21 protein-coding genes are annotated in these 21,361 nt (G+C 41.5%); 6 read left to right on the top strand and 15 right to left on the bottom strand.

Annotation, left to right across the window (positions count from 1 at the left end; translation table 11 throughout):
• The first annotated feature begins 1 nt into the window (after window position 1).
• The 3 genes from M3226_RS23515 to M3226_RS23505 all read left to right on the top strand — a co-directional run bounded on the left by M3226_RS23515 (window position 2) and on the right by M3226_RS23505 (window position 2,752).
• Entirely contained in the window at window positions 2–1,090 is a 1,089-nt protein-coding gene (locus M3226_RS23515; protein WP_251571079.1) for a GerAB/ArcD/ProY family transporter, read from the top strand.
• Entirely contained in the window at window positions 1,087–2,148 is a 1,062-nt protein-coding gene (locus tag M3226_RS23510; protein ID WP_251571078.1) for a Ger(x)C family spore germination protein, read from the top strand. The genes M3226_RS23515 and M3226_RS23510 overlap by 4 nt, the downstream gene beginning before the upstream one ends.
• Before the next feature lie 205 nt (window positions 2,149–2,353).
• On the top strand, window positions 2,354–2,752 hold the full coding sequence (locus M3226_RS23505; RefSeq protein ID WP_251571077.1) for a hypothetical protein: 399 nt from the start codon (window positions 2,354–2,356) through the stop codon (window positions 2,750–2,752).
• 48 nt (window positions 2,753–2,800) lie between these two features.
• On the opposite strand, the gene M3226_RS23500 is transcribed toward M3226_RS23505, so the two are convergent.
• Complete coding sequence (locus M3226_RS23500) at window positions 2,801–3,265, bottom strand: hypothetical protein (protein ID WP_251571076.1); 465 nt, start codon at window positions 3,263–3,265, stop codon at window positions 2,801–2,803.
• Between the two features lie 443 nt (window positions 3,266–3,708).
• Here M3226_RS23500 and M3226_RS23495 point away from each other — a divergent pair, with 443 nt between their 5' ends.
• A complete protein-coding gene (locus tag M3226_RS23495; protein WP_251571075.1) occupies window positions 3,709–3,969 on the top strand; it encodes a hypothetical protein in 261 nt (86 codons plus the stop codon).
• Window positions 3,970–4,005: 36 nt separating this feature from the next.
• Here the strand turns inward: M3226_RS23495 and M3226_RS23490 are convergent, their stop codons facing one another.
• The 6 genes from M3226_RS23490 to ligD (M3226_RS23465) form a co-directional block, all read right to left on the bottom strand.
• Complete coding sequence (locus M3226_RS23490) at window positions 4,006–4,260, bottom strand: hypothetical protein (protein ID WP_251571074.1); 255 nt, start codon at window positions 4,258–4,260, stop codon at window positions 4,006–4,008.
• A gap of 256 nt (window positions 4,261–4,516) precedes the next feature.
• Complete coding sequence (locus tag M3226_RS23485; protein ID WP_251571073.1) at window positions 4,517–6,103, bottom strand: SagB family peptide dehydrogenase; 1,587 nt, start codon at window positions 6,101–6,103, stop codon at window positions 4,517–4,519.
• Window positions 6,104–6,125: 22 nt separating this feature from the next.
• Entirely contained in the window at window positions 6,126–8,066 is a 1,941-nt protein-coding gene (locus M3226_RS23480) for a TOMM precursor leader peptide-binding protein (protein ID WP_251571072.1), read from the bottom strand.
• Window positions 8,066–10,027: a putative thiazole-containing bacteriocin maturation protein gene (locus M3226_RS23475; RefSeq protein WP_251571071.1), complete on the bottom strand. Its 1,962-nt coding sequence runs from the start codon at window positions 10,025–10,027 to the stop codon at window positions 8,066–8,068. Before M3226_RS23475 ends, M3226_RS23480 begins: the two co-directional genes overlap by 1 nt.
• A gap of 155 nt (window positions 10,028–10,182) precedes the next feature.
• The gene (locus tag M3226_RS23470) at window positions 10,183–10,428 is read right to left on the bottom strand and encodes a hypothetical protein (RefSeq protein WP_374110677.1); all 246 of its coding nucleotides are present in this window, start codon (window positions 10,426–10,428) and stop codon (window positions 10,183–10,185) included.
• Window positions 10,429–10,878: 450 nt separating this feature from the next.
• Window positions 10,879–11,820, bottom strand: a complete 942-nt coding sequence (ligD, locus tag M3226_RS23465) for a non-homologous end-joining DNA ligase (RefSeq protein ID WP_251571069.1) — start codon at window positions 11,818–11,820, stop codon at window positions 10,879–10,881.
• An 82-nt stretch (window positions 11,821–11,902) separates the two neighbouring features.
• On the opposite strand from ligD (M3226_RS23465), the gene ligD (M3226_RS23460) reads away from it, so the two are divergent.
• Window positions 11,903–12,802: a non-homologous end-joining DNA ligase gene (gene ligD / locus M3226_RS23460; RefSeq protein ID WP_251571068.1), complete on the top strand. Its 900-nt coding sequence runs from the start codon at window positions 11,903–11,905 to the stop codon at window positions 12,800–12,802.
• A gap of 175 nt (window positions 12,803–12,977) precedes the next feature.
• Here the strand turns inward: ligD (M3226_RS23460) and M3226_RS23455 are convergent, their stop codons facing one another.
• From M3226_RS23455 to M3226_RS23425, 8 genes are all read right to left on the bottom strand, one after another.
• Window positions 12,978–14,222, bottom strand: a complete 1,245-nt coding sequence (locus tag M3226_RS23455; RefSeq protein ID WP_251571067.1) for an MFS transporter — start codon at window positions 14,220–14,222, stop codon at window positions 12,978–12,980.
• 358 nt (window positions 14,223–14,580) lie between these two features.
• Window positions 14,581–15,723: a pyrroloquinoline quinone biosynthesis protein PqqE gene (gene pqqE / locus M3226_RS23450; RefSeq protein ID WP_251571066.1), complete on the bottom strand. Its 1,143-nt coding sequence runs from the start codon at window positions 15,721–15,723 to the stop codon at window positions 14,581–14,583.
• On the bottom strand, window positions 15,704–16,042 hold the full coding sequence (pqqD, locus tag M3226_RS23445) for a pyrroloquinoline quinone biosynthesis peptide chaperone PqqD (RefSeq protein WP_251571090.1): 339 nt from the start codon (window positions 16,040–16,042) through the stop codon (window positions 15,704–15,706). The genes pqqE and pqqD overlap by 20 nt, the downstream gene beginning before the upstream one ends.
• A 21-nt stretch (window positions 16,043–16,063) precedes the next feature.
• Window positions 16,064–16,804: a pyrroloquinoline-quinone synthase PqqC gene (gene pqqC / locus M3226_RS23440; protein WP_251571065.1), complete on the bottom strand. Its 741-nt coding sequence runs from the start codon at window positions 16,802–16,804 to the stop codon at window positions 16,064–16,066.
• Window positions 16,804–17,730 carry a pyrroloquinoline quinone biosynthesis protein PqqB gene (gene pqqB, locus M3226_RS23435; RefSeq protein WP_251571089.1) on the bottom strand — a complete coding sequence of 309 codons (927 nt, stop codon included), beginning with the start codon at window positions 17,728–17,730 and terminating at the stop codon, window positions 16,804–16,806. The genes pqqC and pqqB overlap by 1 nt, the downstream gene beginning before the upstream one ends.
• A complete protein-coding gene (locus M3226_RS23430; RefSeq protein ID WP_251571064.1) occupies window positions 17,726–17,965 on the bottom strand; it encodes a hypothetical protein in 240 nt (79 codons plus the stop codon). The genes pqqB and M3226_RS23430 overlap by 5 nt, the downstream gene beginning before the upstream one ends.
• Window positions 17,966–18,020: 55 nt before the next feature.
• The gene (gene pqqA, locus M3226_RS32825; protein WP_368731454.1) at window positions 18,021–18,095 is read right to left on the bottom strand and encodes a pyrroloquinoline quinone precursor peptide PqqA; all 75 of its coding nucleotides are present in this window, start codon (window positions 18,093–18,095) and stop codon (window positions 18,021–18,023) included.
• A gap of 527 nt (window positions 18,096–18,622) precedes the next feature.
• Window positions 18,623–20,605 (bottom strand): outer membrane protein assembly factor BamB family protein, encoded by a 1,983-nt coding sequence (locus tag M3226_RS23425; protein WP_251571063.1) that lies wholly within the window; start codon window positions 20,603–20,605, stop codon window positions 18,623–18,625.
• Window positions 20,606–20,864: 259 nt separating this feature from the next.
• Between M3226_RS23425 and M3226_RS23420 the strand changes: the two genes are divergently transcribed.
• The gene (locus M3226_RS23420; RefSeq protein ID WP_251571062.1) at window positions 20,865–21,326 is read left to right on the top strand and encodes a hypothetical protein; all 462 of its coding nucleotides are present in this window, start codon (window positions 20,865–20,867) and stop codon (window positions 21,324–21,326) included.
• The last annotated feature ends 35 nt before the right edge of the window (window positions 21,327–21,361 follow it).

The following is a 21,361-nucleotide window of genomic DNA, read 5'->3' as shown; positions in this document are numbered from 1 at the left end:
TATGGAACCATTAATACCTGAAAAAGCAAAAATATCGCCTTTTTTAGTTTTTTTTCTAGTCCATACCATGCAGTTTGGTATTGGTATTTTAGGCTTTCAGCGATTAATTGCTCTAACCGCAGGATATGACGCCTGGATCTCGGTCATTATTGCCGGATTAAGTATACATATCATTCTATGGATGATGTATAGGATTCTTGATACAGTAAACGGTGATATTATGTCGGCCCATTCCTATGTTTTTGGCAAAAAAGTGGGCCGTCTTATCACTCTGCCTTTTGTACTTTACTTTTTATGTGTGGCCTTAACCACGCTGCGGACATTTATTGAAGTGGTTCAAGTATGGATGTTCCAGGATATGAGTACATTTTGGTATGCTTTCGCTTTCTGTGTGCTAGCAATCTATATTATTTTTGGAGGTTTTCGCATTGTTACAGGCATAGCTTTTTTTGGAGTGGTTCTTCCCTCATACTTAATTTTTACATTTTTCTTCACCTTCCCCTATGCCGATTTAAGAAATTTACTTCCAGTCTTTGACCACTCTATCAAAGATTTAATTAAAGCTACCTATCAAATGTCACTTACCTATCTAGGTTATGAAGTACTGTTATTCTTTTATCCCTTTATCAAAGATCCGCAAAAGTCAAAGAAATGGGCCCATTGGGGTGTCCTCTGTACCACCATTCTTTATACGGCCATAACCATTATAACCTTTTCTTATTTTTCTGAAGGGCAGCTGCAGAAAAGTATCTGGGCCACCTTGACGATTTGGAAAGTGGTCGAGATGCCTTTTGTAGAGAGATTTGAATACATCGGGATTGCCAACTGGAATATTGTCATTCTGCCTAATCTTTGTATTGCCCTTTGGTGTGGAAGCCGTATTTTAAAACGGACTGTCCATTTGAAACAGAAATATGGAGTTCTTTTATTAACAATGATTGTTTTAATTACGATAAATTTTTTTAAAACACGTGGGCAAATTAACACCTTGATTGACTACACAGGCAAGATTTCTTTTTTCCTTAATTATGTTTACATCCCTTTATTGTTTTTTCTTGTATTGATTGTTAAGAAGGTGAAAAAGAAATGAAAATACTAATTTCTCTTCTCATTCTATCTACCATACTTGTCGGTTGTATACAAAAGGAGATCGTGGATGATGTCAATCTAGAGACTGGAGCCGCTTATGATTATACAGATGGGAAAATACACGGTACCGCCTTAGTTCCCGTCTATTTATCGGATAAAACAGTGAAAAATAAAACCTTCTCGTCTTCATCTAATTTAAGCAGGGACTTTTTGAGAGATGTACAGCGTCAATCCTCCGATCCACTTGTAACAGGGAGTCTTAAAGTGCTCCTGTTTGGTGAACGACTTGCAAAAGAAAAGGGAATTTTGGACTTAATTGATTCATTCCAACGTGATCCCAGTATTGGCGCAAGATTATACTTAGCTGTAACAGAAAGGAAAGCAAAAGAAGTCATTAACGGAACTTATGGTGAAAGAGGAAATGCTATTTACCTGTCCAATCTTATCCGCCATAATATGAAATCAAAAGACGTCCCTAAAACCGACCTGCAGCGTTTTTTGTTTGATTTTAATCAAAAAGGAAAGACACCTTATCTTCCTCGGATAAAAAAATTAAACAAAAAAACTGTAGAAATTAGCGGTCTTAGTTTTTTTCGATATGGTCTTGTCGTCGATACCATTCCGCCTGACAAAATGTTCTACTTTAAACTGCTAGTTGACAAGTATAGTAAAGGAACCTTAAAGGTGAATCTTGGTAAAGATGCAGCTGCAATTGAAAGTATTCGTTCCAATTACAAAATGAATCTTGTTTCAAGAAAGCCTTTAAAGGTTAATATCCGTATAAAGGTTAAGGCGATATTAAATGAATACTCAGGTATCCGTGTGACACCAAAGAAACTAAAAGTGATTGAGAAAAAATTAGAAAAGGAAATTGAAGTGGAATGCCTAAAGTTAACCAAAAGATTTCAATCAAAAAATATTGATCCTGTGGGATTCGGTCATTTTATTAAAAGCAAAACCAGAAAGTTCAATTATAGTAAGTGGGAAGCAGATTACAGGTATTTAAAAATGAACGTTCAAGCAGATGTAACCATAACAGAATCAGGGGTAATAGATTAATTACCTGTTAATTGGTGTATGCAGCTGCAAGCAAAAAAACTCCCGATCCTTTAACAGGGAGTTAAATTTTAGCCTTTTTGACAAACTGCCACAATACAGCCATATATTTATAAAGAACATCAAAATAACAGAATTCTTATAAATTGAACCCAACGAGTCCAGTATCTTTTATCCCCATGTACCATCCCTGTAAAGGAGGGAAGTTATGTTTGGACTTTTTTCAATGCGTAAGAAGCAGAAAGAAAAAGAAAAGGTCGAAGAAATTAAAATAAACTCGCCCATTTTGATCAAATTGGATCGAATTATTGAGTTATTAGAACAGCAGCAAAAGGATGGGAATATGAGGAATATCCATTTTGATACGGTTAAAATCGACCATTTGGAAAATATCGTATTTCGTTTGGATAATATTGAAATCGACCAATTAAGCGGAAAATTAATTATAGGCAATAATATTAGCACTTCCAATGATTTAGCCGAGTCCCTTCAAATGCACATGAACTCGAATGATATGAAAAAGGAAACAATGTCTGATCAATCTTCCGCTAATCAAGACAGTATAATAAAGACCTCAAAAGGATTTCGTTTTCATTATGATTCCTAGGCATGATAGGTATCCTCAAATGACAATTTATAGGTAGAATAATTGAAATCAGATTTCTCTTTCAATGTTGGCTATCTTAATATCGCGATCGTCAATAGTGGTATCTACCATATCTTGATCATTATTGAGGTTCAAATTACTTAACTGTTGATTATTATGCCCCAATACGGCACCCTGTGAGGTATTTGTTTTTTGATTAGCATCCATCCCATTTACATGGGCTTTGCCAAGGAATATAGAACTGTTTTGCTCGATTCTATTGACATTAATGCCTTCAAGATTAATATTGGTAATTGTATTCTCATCACCTGGATTTTCAAAAGATATGTTGATATCGCGGTCATCGATGGGTGTATCTACCAGGTCTGGATCATTTAAGATAGATATATTGTTGAGCAGGAGATTGGATTGACCACTAATATTTCCAATCACACTATTTTCCTTACCATGCGAACTCCAGCCAATTGCAACATTTCTCTCTCCAATAAATATGCCGGATTGTCTTTGCATCATTTGAATATGAATTCCACCTGAAAGATTGAGATTTAGAGACCTTAACATCTTTGTCACCACTTTTTAATCTTCATTTAGTTAGTTTACCTTATGTTAGTGAAATGGGTCTGGTGCCGTTATTAAAAAATAACTGTGTCATCCGCCCATATATTGAATAGACTATTGTATTAAATTGAGTGCTATAAATTTCGAAATATTTTTTTGTATTTAAATATGGTTTAAGAAAGGTTAGCTAATCTATGATGAATTTAACGTTAGGAAGTATATCTATAACAAGTATCGGTCAATCATCGGGATTTTTCATGGGTGGAACAAATACGCATAAAAAGTTTCGTTCTAGTCAAGTCGTGAATGAAGTACTCGGAGTATTGTCCGGCGATGAAAATAGGCTTACAGAGAACAAGTGGTTGGAAAACAATCAAAAAGAGAGGAGTGAATAAATAATGGCTTCCCCTATTCTTTCTCCAACCTTTCATATCGGAACGATTAAAATCGGTTCAATCGAAGGTGCCTCATGTTTTAGTATCGGGAACAATTTTATCGAGGACTTTAAAAATAGCAAAAAACACAACCAAGGCTTAGGGAATATTCATGGTGATCGAAATAACCTTGCACATATGACTGCGTCATTAACCAATCATGAAAAAGAGAGCAAAGGAAATTTGGAGCCCCTCAAAAAGGACAGCAATCAAAAAAACCCTTGATTAATCAGAGGGTTTATTGTTTTTTCTCTTATCAACTTATATATTTCCACCGCCCCCGATATTCGGCTTTAGGTCTTGGTCAAAGATAACCCCATCTAACATTTCAAAGCTATCTGCAATATTATTTAAATTCCCCGCCATTGCATTATTAAAACCATAGACGCCCCCCATGTTTAAATTATACTTCCTGTTCGCATCCATTCCATTTACAACACCTTCGCCAATAAAGATAGCCGAACTAGCTTGAGGCGAATTTACGTTAAAAACACCTAAATTAATAACAGAAGGCATTCTAATTTCCTCCTATTCTCCCTTACTGAGTACACTATTTTATGTATAAACCATAGTCCATGTGAGGAAATAACCTAAATGCCAGATTTATTAATCGATGTGACGCTCACAATTCCATGAACAGTCCAATTCGAGAAATGTAATTTATCCAAAAAAAAAGACCCCCAACCAATATGGTTAAGCGTCTTGGATATTCTTAGTGATCAGTTGATATTATAAACTAAAGAAACCCAGACAGTTAACAAAAAAGTTTCACCTAGCTAAGCAAACTCCCTTTTAACCAGGCACGAGGACGGTATGGACCGACTGGGATTTGGATTAGACTTGTTTTTTCGTTCGAATTGATCCCGTAAAGTTCATCACACTGGTTTACATCGAATCCTAATAGTGGGTGCCCCCCCATCCCTAATGCACACGTCACCAAGAGCAGTCGTTGCAATAGTATCCCCGCCTCCATTTGTTGAATGCGGTATCCTCTATATCCCAATTCCGTTTTGAGGTGGTCCTTGTCTCCTACAAGATGCAGACAGAGCGGAACTTGAAACAGATTTATATTGGGCATTGTTAATCCATACTGTAAAAACTCCCGAAAATCCCCCTGGGTTATTCTCCGCAGTGCATGAGCGCTTTTGTCATAAGCATAGGCACCATTTGGAACTCCCTCCACATTATAAAAACTGCCATACAAATAGACACGAGCTTCAGCATTCCTATGTGTGTCTTGAAGGTCATTTTGATACGATAAGGAAAATGTTTCTTTTAACAAAGTTGATAGTTGCGTTTGACTAACTTTACCTATCATAAAATCAATATCAGGAGAACGCCTCTCTCTACAAACGGATGCAAGATCGTATGAAAAGTACTCGGTAAATGGCAGCATGACAACCTCCGTACCTAAGGACGGTTTCTCACGATTATTTTTTTTTATCTTCACAAATGTCTTTGTTGTTTTCAAGAACGATGCTTCAGTCATTTTTCTCAGCATCGGATAATCAATGACTCTCTTAGATCGATTATAGGACTCATGGTTCAACAATGGAATTTCAGGGATCAATTCGGTGTCAGAAACAATTTCTTCACTATTATTATCGTTATAAACACAATGGATAGATTGATTAATGGATAATGGGATAACCGCATATACGCTTTCGTCCTGTTCAGATAGGCCAAGTAAATGATTGATAGACCGATCAAGAAATTGGTAGCATACCCGTGAAGAGAACCCCATCCGATTAGCCACTTCTAACGCTTGCCCAATTAGCACACCGGCATCTAACCCTTGGAGCCTGTAGGAAAAATTATTGTATTTATAGAAATTTTTCCAAAAAAGTGTCGAAACAAAAACAGTACAGAAACAGTCAGAAAGATCATTGCTATTTCCAAGACTTCTTGATAAGTACGAATCGTAATTTCCTTCTCGCAGCAAGAGGAGGCGGTGGTGGGCTACATCGTAATGATAAATTCCCTGTGGTGCGTCCTCTAGCTTTATATACACATATAACTCATTGGGATATAACGCCCCTCCTGACGGTACAAATCTTCGTAATAATTGGGCATAGCTCAAAGCAGCTTTTTCCTTGGTATTCTCGATTAAAGCAGATTGAGAGTATTGAGTAAGGCCGTATACATACCATAAGAAATGACCCAGCTCCCTCAGACTTGGTTCTGCCTGAGTTTCCCGTCCATTGAGTGTTAACGGTACATCTGCACTCAGAGGGATCTCTGGTAAGCCGCGGTACAGTTTATAGGGAAGGGGTGCATCTTTCCAATCCACTTGCCAATCTGGAGGAAAGAGTTTTTCGGTATCAAAATGAAGATGGTGCAGAAATGTTTCTAGCTCCAATCTTACACCTCCTACGATTTAATTATGGGAATGGGTGGGGATATGAATTTAGCTGTCCATATGTTAACGGCTGTTTTATAAATCCAAGTTTCATTGGCACTTTAAGGACCCTTTCCAGCCCATTCACTCGGGTCAGGTGATGACCGAATGTTATTGGTAACATACCAGGAATCAATACCTTTGCACAGAATAATCCGTTCCGCTTAGTTATCGGAGTCGTTTGGTCAACGACAATAACCTCGAGGTCTAACCTGCGAAACCTTTGAAGAATCTCATCAAGATCCTCCTTCAAATCCGTATTTGCCGGTGATGGTTTAAATTCTTCAGCAAACGTTCGTAATGGACGATGATCATCCAATAAAAAGTTCAGGCGTTCCTCTGCTTCCCGAAGAGCGTAGAGCAGGCCATGGTCCTCCATGGTACGTACTGCGAACGGATTTTTTAACATTTCTTCATATCTCTGCCGGTTTTTCTCCAATTTTTCGTCATGCCTAACCATCATTCCCGCGAGCTCGTAAATCGAGCTTTTTACCGCTCTCACAGGATCGGGATTAGCTCCGGCTGCACAAATCAGGTTAACACCCTTTGAGCTTCGATTCTTTGCCACGGCCCAAACACTTGGGATCTCATGTTCCATCGTCGAATTGTAAAAATAGAGGTCATATCCAGCCACCTCGCGTATTCGGTCGACCATCAGCTCTAATTCTTTATCGTTAGCAGAACGAAGGTCAAGACGCGGAAGCGGTAGTTTTGCATACCAGGTTAACAAAAATGAATCCCTCTCGACGACCTCCATAATGGCATGGAATATGGCCTCCTCTAAACTCCCGCCTAATGCACAGCCGTTAGAGGTTTCATATACAAAACCCTCCCCATAGCCCAAACTGTAATAGGCGAGTAACTCCGGAACCAGTATTGGACGCTCTTGTAAAAACGAATATCCCCAGACCCAATTCATTGGGTCATCAGGGTGAAATGGTTTAAATGGAAAATGAGGCTTTGCATATTGCTCCTTTTCATGTAAACCTACTAGGGCTGGATTTAATGCTTGATCCTTTAAATTATGATAACTATCACGTACTACCTTCCTTTTGCCTCGAGGCTCGATCCCGCAATACCGTTCTAAACCCTCTAAAATGGCAGTTAACTCACTCATTTCATAAGAATTAGACCGGCCACCTACGCCTTCGTCTCCTTCAAACAATGGCATGTTAACCAAAACATCGGCAAATGGCAGAGTAAAATCCTGCATTTTTCCATTCATGACCCCAGTACGATAATCCAGATAATCTTTGACCAGCACTGTTTTCAATTCATCCATTGAACGGCAGCGATAACCAGCATTTTTAAATTTGGGACTGGATTTTAATTTAATTTGAGCCAATTCCGGTGTATCATCAGGTAATGGACTGCATATCGGGCACAATGGATCAGGCAAGAAAAAGTGGCTTGAGTTCGTTAATGTTCTCAGATTGGTAATGAACATCCTCTCTTCTAAGCAGCTCGGTTCTCCTTCAAGAATCCTCTTCACTTCGTCACTGATTAGGGTTGCCATTTGCGATAGTCCCGTTCGTGATGCCCAGGCATCACGGAGGACACCTCCTCCTTGTGCCATTCTCACCTGAAAATGCCACATTTCCTGCCGGTCGGGTCCGGCTATCATGCGCCTTAGGTCAGCACAGCGGGAGCACCCTGGTGTACCAGGGCGTACTAATGGACCAATGATTCCCTCTCCAAATGAAACGAAACCCCTAAGCCATGGGACACCCTTGTTCCTATACTTTTCTTCCGCTTTTTGATGAATGGATGGATGCCAGGCATCATGCAGGACCAGAGCTAGTTCTGTTTCTTCGGGGGCCTCTTCAAAATGGCTCTGACGCCTTACGAGATAACTTCCGGATAATTGTTCAAAAACATAATCCGCTAATAAACCCTCTCCATCAATGAGAATATGGACAGTCATTAGGATTCCTCCTCTCGCACCTGTACACCATACACTCCTGCCAGCTCCTGTTTTAAAAAGGGTTCGAATGTTAGATCGTAGACAAATAACCGTTTGCTGTTTCGATTCAATACCTGAATAGAGGATTGTAATAGCTCCAAGTGTGTCATGTCTTCACTAGAGGGAAATTCAAGTTTGGTTTCTTGTCTTTCCAGAAAAACCGCTGACTCCATCTCTTGCCTCACTTCGGAACTCACCTTGTTTTGACTATCCAAAAGTGCCTGTTGTAAAGCAGTTTGTAATGCCAATGTTGTATTTAAATCGGCCCTGGTGTACAGGCGTCCATTCGACTTTACCCATAGAACAGGGAAGCCTAGTATATCTTCTTTCATTCCGATTGTCGGTGCACCATTTAAGGTAGTCACGGCATTTAAGTAAAATCTGCATCGTTTATCTACCATTGTGCCTAGCTGCAACCGATAAATCTTATTCAGTGGATCGTCCTTTCTTTTTCTCAATTCCTCATTAAGATATTCTTGCAGCCCTCGACAAACTGCCTCTGCAAAGGTTTCCCCTGCACCGATGCCGATATATCCTTCTGGTATATCCACTCCAACCATATCTCTCTGATTTTTGAATCCAAAAATAGATGAATTTATCATTTTAGATACATACATTTCAATGCCTGTCAGCCCGGCATTTCTTTTTGCTTCCTCATGTGTTAAACCTGCACAAATCGCTTCTGACAGGAGTTCTGCCGGTCCCTCTGACAGTGGATTAACTGCTTGAATATAGCACTGTGAAAGTGGAAGCTGCGTTAAATTTCTTTCCTCCCAAGTATGGAAAATACCTATTTCTTCTGAAGTTAATCGACTGAAATATTCCAAGAGGAATTCCGGTGGATTCCTTTTTTCCGATTCTTTTTTAATCCTTAAATCAATATCTTCAATCAATCTGGGCGTAACATTAGTAGATGTTACCAATGGGTGTGTGATGAATGATATCCAGTCTCCTTCCATCGTCTCAGGATTAAGCAGGTAAATTTGACTACTTTGATTGGAACCTGCAATTCCAGTAGCCTTCTTGAAAAATTCAAATACCGTAACATTCGCTAGAATCGCCCCGGCTGTTGAAGAAAAGGGTTGAACCTGCCCATTAGCTTGCACGGCAGATTGGTGAATTCTGCGCCACGCGGACTCCCAACATCCTTCTGATTCTGCATGAACCAATGGACCAGAGAGCCCCACTTGTTCTAAACATATGGCCGGTAGAAATGACTTCTTTTCTTCTTTGCACACTTGATTAAGATCCCTTAATTCATTTATATTTCCATCCTGAGAGACATAAAGAATCCAATCAAAGGGCTGCACAGCTTCTTTCCAATAAATATTTCCCGCCCTTTTATGAAAGGGTACTTCGACTATTTCAACATCTGAATCTAACTTCCTGGCATTTTGCACTAATTCATTGAGCCGCAGCCGATCTGTAGGAACCCCATCTGTTAACATAACATTTAATTTAGGCAGTCCTGAATCCATTAACGCAGAAACCAACGAAACCACAAAAGAACCAGAGCCGACAGCCAGGACTTTAGCCTGACGGTATTCTTGAAAATGATAGGCACCCGATTCCACAAAATTCTCAATAAATTCAATTTGCGAAGCATACTTTTCCAAAACTTTACTATTTAATTGATGGGGAATATCTTGGCTGATATCTCGAACAAAGCCATTCTTGTACAACGTTTCTCCAATTTCATATACCCTGTCACGATATGGCGGCGTTAATCCCTTTGTCAAATCTCCCAATGTTTGCTCCCCATTAAACATCGGCATCAATTTTTCAATCCACTGATAGATCGTATTGCCTTCCAATCGAAATGAGCTTAAGTTATTTCGAAAATACACACCACCCTTTGGGTCTGGTAGAAAAAAAGTATCCCTTTTTACCTTTAAACGTGTGGACGAGTTAAGTTTAGTCATTCAGCTCCTCCTTATTTCTAATCTTTACTAATTGTCGCACTATCAGTTTATGTATTATTTTTTGTCCAATATGATAATCAGTAAAGAAAGTGCCCTTGCAAAAGATCATTCAGGGCACTTTTGTTTCATGAAATAATCATTTTATCTTTTAAAAATTACCAACCCCAACCGCCCCAACAGTTGAAACAGCTAAAACAGCTAAAGCAGCTAAAACCAAAACCAAAACCGAAGCAGCTAAAACCAAAACCACAACGACCGAAGCCTCCGCAACGATGGAAGCCACCGCAATGATGAAAGCCACCGCAACGGCCAAAACCGCCACAGCGCATACCGCCAAACATGCGCGGATCCTGACTCTGAGGATCGATAGGAACTAACTCACCCACTTGGAATTGATCCATTCCCAACGCTTGTAAATCATTCTGAAAATTATGCAATTTTTTTCCTCCTCTTTGTATTTAATCACCAGGTAAAAACAGAAACCTGTATAGAGAGTGGCGTAAGTTAATTTTTCAGTTTTGTGTAAAAGAAATCATCGGATACTGGTGTACTCTCCTCAACAAAATATGTCTTTATCTAGGACGTTGTTACTGATGTAATAGCCTATTTTACTTTGAAGATATAAAAGAATGCTGCTTGTTTGAGGATGTTAAACTAAGGAGGACACTAAAAATGCAACTGTGATGAAGGTAAAGTGGTAAAATGACTGTTTTTTAGTCAAACAAAATATTGGCAAGTGTCTCTCTTGGGCACAAAAAAAGACCCCTAATAAAATTGGTTAAGAGTCTCAGAGTTGATTAATAACGTTTTGATAACTGGGGCGTACGATGTTTCCAAGTTTCTATGTATCCTTAGGTTTTTTCTAGCAAACACTCTTCTGGAGGAACATCAATAAATCCTTCAATACTAGGCTGCCTCAATGCTCCGCTTTCCGTCCATTCTGCAAATTTAATCTTTACCGTCTTTTCTGGCCGGACCCAGGTGGCGTGGGCATGGCGCTGGGGTTTCTTCTTAAAAGGATGATGATCAGCGACAATCTCTTTTAATTCACTAGTTAGGTCTTTCCATTCACTTATAGTCATTTTACCTGTCCCTGTATGCCCGATATAATGAAGCGCACCTTCGGAATCATAAAGGCCAAGTAAAATTGAGTTTACCGTATCATGTCCCAAAGTAAAACCCCCGATGACAGCGATAATATCACGATAATTTTTTACTTTAAGCCAGTCATCTCGTTTTTTTCCAATAGCATAAGGGGAGCTATTCCTTTTCAATACAATCCCTTCCATCCCTTGTTCCTTAATGGCGTTGAGTAACGCTTCTGCCTCGGTGACAGAAGGAACGAGCTGAATCTGATCGTTAGGGGTAATTATTTGCGTGAGTATTTCATTTCTTTCATGAAAGGGCTTATTATTAATCCACTCTCCATCCAAATAGAGAACATCAAAAATCATATAGATAATGGGCACAGATTCTGCAATCATTTTTAAGCGATCTAATTTCCTTAACCCATCACGTCTCATTACTTCATGGAAAGCTGGCTTTCCATTTTTCCCTAAAGCAATGACTTCACCATCTAAAATTACTGAGCGGCTAGAACAGTAATGGTCAATGTTTGTAATCTCCGGATAATGCAATGTTCGTTCATTCTTTTTTCGATTATAAAGCCGTACTGTTTGATTATCAGCATAGGTAAGGATTCTAACACCATCCCATTTAACTTGAGCAATCCAATCATCCCCCATAGGGATGGTATCACTGTTGACAGGTTCCATTGCAAAAATTGGTTCCACGATATATCACCTCAAATATTCATTCATACATAGTTTAAACTGGAACCACTGAAAATATAGTAAAGAACAGGAGGTCGTCCACGTGGGAGAAATAGTGGTTGATGGCATGAGGATTGAGATTACACACCCGGATAAGATTATATGGGAAGAGCAAAACATTACAAAATGGGACTATATTCAATATTTGCTGGATGTATCACCCTATCTCATCGAACATGCTAAGCAAAGATTATTAATGATTTGGATCTATCCTTACGGAATAAATGGAAAGAAAATCGAAAAAAGGTCAGTTCCTCAAACTGCACCAGAGTGGGTTACCAGTGCATTCTACAAAGAAAAGGAAAGAATGCTATTAAATGATAAGTCCACACTGGTTTGGGCAGCAAACTACGGTGCGATTGAATTTCATGTTCCATTTGATCGCCATGATAAACCGGATTATCCTATGGAGATAGTATTTGATTTGGATCCATCCAATAATAATAGCTTTAATCTAGTGTTAGAGGTATCAATTAAGCTGAAGGAGCTTCTAAAAACACTCGGTCTTATCTCCGTTCCGCGAACTTCAGGTTCTTCAGGCATGCAGATATTTGTTCCTATTCAGCCAGACTATTCATTCGAAGAAACAAGAAAGATAAATGCGTTTATTGCAAACTATTTTGCACAGAATATGCCGCAGCAGATTACCCTTGAACGAGTAGTTTCGAAAAGAGGAGAAAAGCTTTATTTTGATTACTTGCAGCTATGGCGAGGTCGAACGATGCCAGTTGTTTATTCTGCAAGAGCAAAATCGAGAGCAACCGTGGCCACTCCACTTACCTGGGAAGAGGTAGAAGCAGGTATTAAACCCACGGACTTCAACATTTTAAGTGTGAGAAGAAGGATACAAGATAAGGGAGATTTATTTAAGGTAGTAACAACAGAAAAACACAATCAGTCACTAAATGATATACTTAGGTTTATTGAAAAAAACGATGTTTAGCTTCTTAAAGAAAAAGATCCCAACCAGTGGTTGAGAGTCTTTGTATGTCCGCAAAAGATTAACGTTTTAAGAACTGAGGCACGACGAGCACCTTTAAGACCGTATTTTTTACGCTCTTTCATTTTCTTTGGCTTTTTTTCAGAATCTCCAGGGACTGATTTTTAAACTAAGACTTTCAACCCGATGAAGCATGCGATTTCATGCGAATATCGTAAGAAGAAAAAAGTCTGCCGTATAAATAAGCGAAACTGAGTTGTAGACCTGAGGCTATGTAAAAAGGCAGGGAAAGGGAACCCAATCCAAAAAGATAGCCTGTAATATACGGTCCAATGGAGGTGGGCAGCCTCATTGAAAAAAGATTGATGCTTGACGCAAAGCCGCTCCGCTGGTTACGTGTTAAACTCACACTCAGCGCCTGCTGTGCCCCCTGCGTACCTCGATTTAAAGCCGTTCGAAGCATATAAATGACAGAAACGAGTGCGTATGATGATAGTAAGGGCATCAAAATCAAAAGCAGACTTCCGATAAAACGGATGAAAACAATGGAGCGGATTGTCCCATGTTTATGAGATATTCTTGCTTGTAAAATGGAGGTAACCCCTGTCATGAAGAAAGTAACAGCCAGTGTACTGCCAATTTGAGCATGGCTTGCCCCAAATTTAGCCGAAAACCAATAGGACATCATCGGCCCGGTCAAACCGATGGCAATCCCATTAAGTATATTAATGGCTGCAAGCTTCAATACCGCTGCATTTTCTTCATGCAAGATTTTCTTTTCTTCATTCCTCCGTCCCTCTTTTTTGTTTCCTTGGCGGTTTTCAGCTTCTCCTCTTTGAATGGTTAAAATGATGGAAGCTGTGATCAACGATGCAGCGAGAATATAGCAGAATAGAAGGCGATAAGGAGATACTCCAGTTTTTAAAAAGGAGGCAGCCCCAGCAAACACTGCTCCGGCCCCCATTCCGAAAAAACTGAGAGCATTATTCAAACTGTATACTCTGCCGCGTTCTGCTGTTGGGACAAAGGATGCCAGCCAGGCCTGCTCTGCAGGGGCACATGGACTGGGTGAACCCGCGTCTGCTTTTCCAAATCCGGAAAGTGTAATCGCAATAGACAATAAAATTGGGTTAGTGGTTAATACCCCGACCAGTGCACATCCAGCGGTAACTAGTTCAGAAATAAGGACAAACGGTTTTCTGCCGAGCCTGTCACTATAAACACCTATAAAGGGTGCAAGGACAACACCGAGCAATCCTCCTGCAGCAAGCACACTGCCAATCGCTGCCGTGCTCCACCCCAGCACATCAAGATACAAAGCCAATTCCACTACCATGATGCCTTGTCCAATACTGCGAATAAAATTTACCAGCATGAGCCGCTTGACCACCAGATGAATTTGACCAATTCCTGAAAACTTCATTTTATCACTACCTTTTCAATTATATAGGTAATATTTAGGTTACCCAGTTTCTGCTTAAAAAGGTGCCAATTTTCAATTTCCTTTATTCATAGGCATAAGCACAACAAAGTTAACCGTGGCATAACATGTTTACATGGAATTTATGGTGAATTAAGGGATAAGCTTAAAGACTTGAAAGGGAAGGATTCGTTATGGTAGGTAAATGGAGGGGACTTATTAAAAAATTTAAAACGATATATTTATAATTCTGTATTTGGCTTACCGTCACCCGGAAACCCTGTGCATACAAGTTGAACACAGGCGAAAAAATGGTGCTAAAGGGTATGTACGTGTCCCCTCCAGCACCACTTTGGCAACCCTATTTTTTTAATAACCGTTTTATTGCTGATCGATCCTGAGAATACTTCCGATAGATTAGGCGTGATGATGATTCAGCAGGTTTGCTGTTGGCATCCTGTACAGCTTTCTCAATTAAATGATGTTCTGGTGCCCATTGGCAGACTGGGTCCGTCGCATAAGCATCTCCCGTTAAGGCAAAAGCCTGGCAGCGGCACCCTCCTCCATCCTGGTGCCTCAAATCACAGGTAAGACAAGCTTTGGGCATCCCTTCTTCTCCCCGGAAACGGTTAAAAGATTCTGATTCATACCAAATATATCCTAGCGATGACTTACGGACATTTTCAAAAGATAACCCTTTTATTATCCCGGCGGTTGGACACGGAAGGGCAATTCCATGCGGCGCTACCGTTAGACCAATAGCGCCCCATCCCCCCATGCAAGGCTTGGGTGCAGATGCATAATAATCAGGAATAACCCAAATAATTTCCATTTTCCGCTTCAGTCGTGCTTTAGCGGCTTCATAGACTGCACTTGCACGCTCAATCTGGTCCCTGCTCGGCAGCAGTTTCTCCCGATTCAGCAGCGCCCAGTTATAATACTGGGTGTTCGCCAGCTCCAACCGCTCGGCTCCCATTTCTTCCGCAAGCTGAATGATCTCATCCACCTGATCAAGATTCATTCGGTGTAACACCACATTTAATGACAAATGCATTTCTGCCTGTTTTACAGCAGTGACCGCTTCCCGTTTTTTCTCAAAGGCTTTGTATCCGCCGATAAGATCGGAAAGCTTCGCTTCTGCTGCTTGAAAGCTCACCTGCACATTTGCTAAACCGGCTTCCTTAAGCCGAATCGCCTTTTCCGTTGTTAAGCCAATGCCGCTTGTAATGAGATTGACATACATCTCTAATGCAGCAGCGTGTTTGATAAGGGGTTCCAGGTCATCTCGCAAAAGCGGTTCGCCGCCAGAAAAATGAACTTCTACTACTCCTAATTCGGCGGCCTCGGACAAGACCCGGCTCCATTCCTCTGTTGAAAGTTCCATGGCTTCCTTAGCCATTTCAATAGGGTTTGAACAATACGGACAATTCAAAGGACAGCGATGGGTTAACTCAGCAAGCAGCGAATAAGGGGGTTGAACTGCACTATGGCTCTTCGTTTTCATGCTGAACCACCACCCATCCCTGAACGGCCATCTCCTGTAAAAATTCGGAAATGTCAGCCTCCATTGTTTTCAAACCGGGCAAGACACCCGAACTCCTTGTTTCTGAGCCTGCCATTAGAGAAGTCCAGATGGATTCAGTGATGGTGTTTGTGGTCCGGCTTCCGTCACATAAACGAAGGATCGATGCTGCAGTTTCGTTTAGGACTACAACCTTTTCCGGTAGCAAAAGGAGATGTTTTTCTCTCACCTTATCAAATTTTAATCGCGCCTTTGCAGCGAGTTTTGGAAGACTGCCAGCTACAAAAATAGACTCCACCACCAATCATTTATTCTTCCCATTTCACGTTTTAGGGGCATAGGCCTTTTCGATCGCATCAAGCTGTGCCCATAATACATCACATTTGAACCGCAAGGCGTTGACAGCCCGCTGCTGTGCTTCCGGTGTTCGACAATGGGTTAAAACAAGTCTGAGGGCCACATCCGAATCACAAGGTGCCTGAGTTAAGCGGCTTTGAAAATAATCAAGCCCTGAACGGTCAATCCATGGATACAGCTGCTCAAAAACTTTTATCCTTTTTGAGATAAGGTCAGGCGAAAACAATTCCGTCAGCGAGGAGGCAACAGCTTCAATCCACGGTTTTGTCCTAGCGAAGTTCACATAGGCATCCACAGCAAATCGAACACCCGGGACAACATGCTCCTCCCGTACGACTTCTTTCCGGGACAATCCTACCGCTTCTCCCAGCCGCAGCCATGCTTCAATACCGCCATCTTCTCCAGGCCTTCCGTCATGATCAAGAATACGGCCTATCCACTCTCGCCTTAGTTCCCTTGACGGCAGATTGGACAGGATGGCGGCATCTTTAATTGGGACTGATTTCTGGTAGTAGTATCGGTTGGCCACCCAGCCGCGAATCTGTTCTTTGCTTAAGTTCCCTTGGTGCATCACTATATGAAATGGATGTTTGTCATGATAAGAAGAACGCCCTACATTCCTTAGCCGCTCCGTGAATTCATCCGCCGACCAAAGCTCTGCCCTTTTTTTATCACGGCTAACGAACCCTTTTTGCTCCAGCATCATCACACCTCCATTTCCATACCATCATAGGCAACTTCTATACCAAGCCGCTCCAATGTATACCTCTCCACTGAGTCCTTTTTCAAAATAGGGTTACTGTTGTTAATGTGGATTAGAATTTTTCTGTCTGCCGGGAAAGAGGCCAATAACTCCAAGGTGCCTGATGGTCCGCTAATCGGTAAGTGGCCCATGCTTCTTGCGTCACGAGTTGCTGCCCCCATCCCGGTTAATTCATCTTCCGACCAAAAAGTTCCATCTACCATCAGAATATCGGCTTTCTTTAAACTAGCTTCTATAGCCGGAGTGATCTTTTCTAATGTAGGAAAGAAAGCAAGACACCGGCCTGAATCCTCATTATGAAGAACCAGTCCAACCTCCCAAATATCTTCTTGACAGTCCATCTCCTGGGTCGACCTGGCATAGAGCGGCGGTTTTTTCGAAACGGGAACCGGCTCAACGATGATGGTTCCTTCTTCTCCTTCATGTAATGGTCCCACCCTTTGCCGAATACCTGGGTCTAGAGACTGCCATTCCCATGAACAATAGTTTTTTAGCATTGGAAACACCGGAAAAGCGGAGTGCAGGCAGCTTCGTACCATCTTGGTCCCATAAATCGTCATACTGGAGCCCTCCCGCAGTGACAATAGCCCAATCGTATGGTCGAGCTCCGCATCGGTTAAAAAAACACCGGCAAGAGGGGTCTCTCTTATGCCCGGACCTGCATTTAGTGAAGCAAACGATTCAATTTGCCTGAGAATATCCGGTCCTGCATTGATGAGGTACCAGTCCTTTTCATTGGCAGTTACCGCAAGCGAAGATTGTAATAACGGCCGGAGTGAAGCGTTTCCTGCACGGACTGCCCGACAGTTGGGACAGGCACAGTTCCACTGCGGAAAGCCTCCTCCGGCCGCTGCTCCTAATACTTTAATTCGAATTTGGTTTCAGTCCTTTCCCTTCGATGCGGGCATTGTTTTTTTCAATACTCCGCGATTTTCCAAATAACCTGCCAACCTGCCAACCTATCGCCATATTGACTACAGCCATCAGGATAAATAGCAAATAGTCCCCTATTGGATCAGGAAGCAGGAGATCGACAAGCAGCCAGCCTCCTGCTGTAGCCCCCCCGATCATCACACCCATCAGTGATTTTGAGTAACGATTCATTTGGCACACCCCCTGTGTTTTAGTTAAAATCATAACAAGAGGCAAGCAGTCTGCGCTACTTGCCGATGTAGGAATACATCGTCACCTCGCAAGAAGTATTGATTACTTCGTACTCAGGCTTTATCCACATGTGCCCCCCCCCTTTCACGACACTTTCAAATGATTATTTTTTAAAGGAGTGTCTGATTTACCTTTCGAAACTATCTTATGTCGGCGGAAACGCCAAAATAACTAGAATTTCAACTTGAAGTTGTCCAAAAATAAGCCCGTGTTTTGCAAAATGCTGCAAAAAAGGACAAGCTTGGAGGCACCACTCCTTAAAGTCTAAGAAAAGCGCAACGCGCCTTGGTCAGCCCCGACAAGCACAAGACGAGCCGGCCGAAAGGTTGCTCTTTAACCTTTTGGACGGATTGACCTAAATATGGAGGCGACTGTCCTGGGACTCAAGGTTAAGACGGCCCCTGCAAGAAGGCGGTTTTGGCCTTCTTCAGGGGATGGCTAGACTTGCGTCCCAAGGAGCCGCAACTGGATATGCTTGTGACCTCGAGGGGCTAGGCGCTGGAACTGGACAATTCTCTAGGTGAAAACTTTTATACTTTTTACCTGACCAAAAAAAAACCTGAGTCCGTAAACTCAGGTTGTCTTGGTTCCATTAAATTACTTCTTCTGAGACAGCCATTTTGCCAATACTTCGGCCTGATCCTTATCAACAAGACCTCCAGGCATACGTCCGCCTCCGTTAATGATTTGATTTAATATCTCTTCTTCAGTCATGGATACACCAACATGTCTTAGGTCAGGGCCTGCCCCTCCTTCTAGATTTCCACCATGACAGGACATACAGCTTTTTTTGTAAATTACTTCAGCATTCATAGCAGAAGGCTGCTTCTTATCTTTTTCTTTATTCCCGTGGCTGCCATGATTGGCGTTATCAGTTTTCCCTGAGCCTTCTGGATCGGCGCCTCCCGGATCTTTTGAAGGAGCTACTGATTTATTCCCCCCCAGTCCGTAGGTTACAACCTTTGTCCCAGTAACAAAAGTAACGTATTGTTTACCACCATCCATATAAATAGTCGGTGCCATCATAATCTGAGCCCCGCCGCTTTTCATGTTCCATAAAACTTTTCCAGTTTTAATATCAAGGGCATTTACCGTTCCATCCAATTCGCCGTAAAAAGCAAGTCCTGTAGTCGTACTTGTAAAACCTCCGCGCATTGGTTGTTTAGTCTTATTCTGATAGGCACGCTTGCCAGTATTTACATCAATGGCGGTGATAGTACCGGATATGTCTTCACCTTTTGGCCCCAGCGTTATCGCAGTTCCTGGGAATAAACCATTTTTTTGCTCGATTTCATTTTCATCTTTCGCTGCAACCTCTAAAGATGGCTTATTAATACCAGGAATCAATACATAATTCGTTTTAGGATCATAAGTTTCCGGAGCATAGTTTTGTCCGCCTTCTGCTCCCGGCCATTGCATCGCGGGTTTATTTGGATCCGTCGGCTGTGACGTGTGCTGGATTTTGACGAATGGAACGCCATTATAAATGGTATCTCCTGTTTTGGCATCCCACGCAAACCATTTCCCGTTCTTTCCGCCGTGTACGACGATTTTTTGCTTTTTGTTGTTGACCGTAGCATTGAGAATCATCGGAGTCGAGGTCGCATCATAATCCCATTCGTCCTCCTCATCCATCTCTGAATTTGCCCAAATCAATTTGCCTGTTTTACTTTCAAGAGCAACGACCGAATCTGTATAAGGGTTTTTACCTGGACGTATTTTCTTAAAAAAGTCAGGAGCCGGATTACCCGTGCCAAAATACATCACGTCAGTGTCCGGGTCAAAGGCAATCTCTCCCCAGACGGCTCCGCCCCCTGTATATTTGCCCTTCACCCAACCTTCCCCCTTCTCAGGGACTGTCCAGAAGGGTCCATTCCAGGCTGGCGTCAAGTCACTTGCTTTATAGGCCATCACAAAGCCGCGAACGCCATTATCACCGCCGCTGCTTCCCACGTAGACAGTTCCTTTATAGTACATCGGAGCCATTGTTTCATAATATCGGTTTTCAAGCTTGGCTCCTGGTACTGTATCCCAAAGGTTGATCATTTTAATCAATTTTCCGTCTTTCGCGTTAAGTTTGGCTAAGCGATTATCCGCAATAAGGACAAACACATTGCCTTCCGCAACAGCTACACCCCGGCTGGCAACAACCTCTAAAAGGCTTAGATCCGCATGGTCAAGATGGTCAAGTACATCTTTTGGCGGCGTCCATTGCCAAATTTTCTTCCCATTTGAGGCATCAATAGCAAACACCCGGTTCATTGATGTCGTGACATACATGACACCATCTTTCACTACCGGGAAATCCTCCGAGGCATTAGGAATCTTCTTATCCCAATTTGCCAAATCTGCCTGCCAGACAATACCTAAATCCTTCACATTGTCTTTTGTAATTTTGTTATAAGGGACATGCCGAGTTTGTTGTAAGTCATACCCCCAAAGTGGAAAACCTTTATCTTTTTTAGAACTGGTGGTTTGTTTATTGGCAGTGTCCTGCTTTTTTGTAGGTTTCTGCTGACAGCCAACAATTAATACGACCGCCAATAAAGCTACCATTATCGCTTTTAAATAACGATTCAAAAAAAGACCCTCCTTATGCTTATAAGTTCAGAGTGATTGCCTCTATTTTTGGATGTCTCTGAATTTTCCCATTCTGGGAGAACCCTACTTTATTGGTCCTCACTCTTTTTTCTATATTGAGTAAAAGATTCCTTAATTATGCAAAAGGTCATTTAAATCACATTAATTATTTTTAACCATGGTGGGTGAGGAATATTTACCAAATGTGGAGACATTCTATATTTGAAATGAATTTTAAGAATCTCAGGATGGTGATTGAATGAAGGCTTTCTCAAAAATGACAAATCGTTTGGGTGGGTTTGTCTTATTACTTGGCTTTCTCGTTGGGGGAGCATGGGCTTCTTCCCAAAGCGCTTTGGCCGCACCGGAAAAAACGGTCGGTTCCGTGGAAAATGGCGGGATCAAACTTACGATTACTAACTATGCGATCAAAAACTACGGTCAAGAGATGGTTCTGTATTATACCGTAGAATCTACAAAAGGTAATTTGATGGATGAAAACGGGAAAGGGCTGTTAAAAAACCTGGAAATTTCCATTGCGGATAATCGTCTTCAGGGGAATGATGCCGAGCATAAAAAAATAAGCAGCCAAAAATATCAAGGTGTGGTCAAGGTGAACATGCCGCAATATATACCTGCAACTTCAAATGCGGCAATTAGTACAGATGCAATTCTAAATCAAAAAGGACAGTGGACAATTAACTTCCAAATTAAAAAATAGTCAAAAAAATATACTTTTAGATCCCTAGGCCAAGC

This window comes from Neobacillus cucumis (assembly GCF_023715505.1).
Note: the sequence above shows the minus strand (reverse complement) of the source record. Positions and strands in the feature narration are given on the sequence as shown.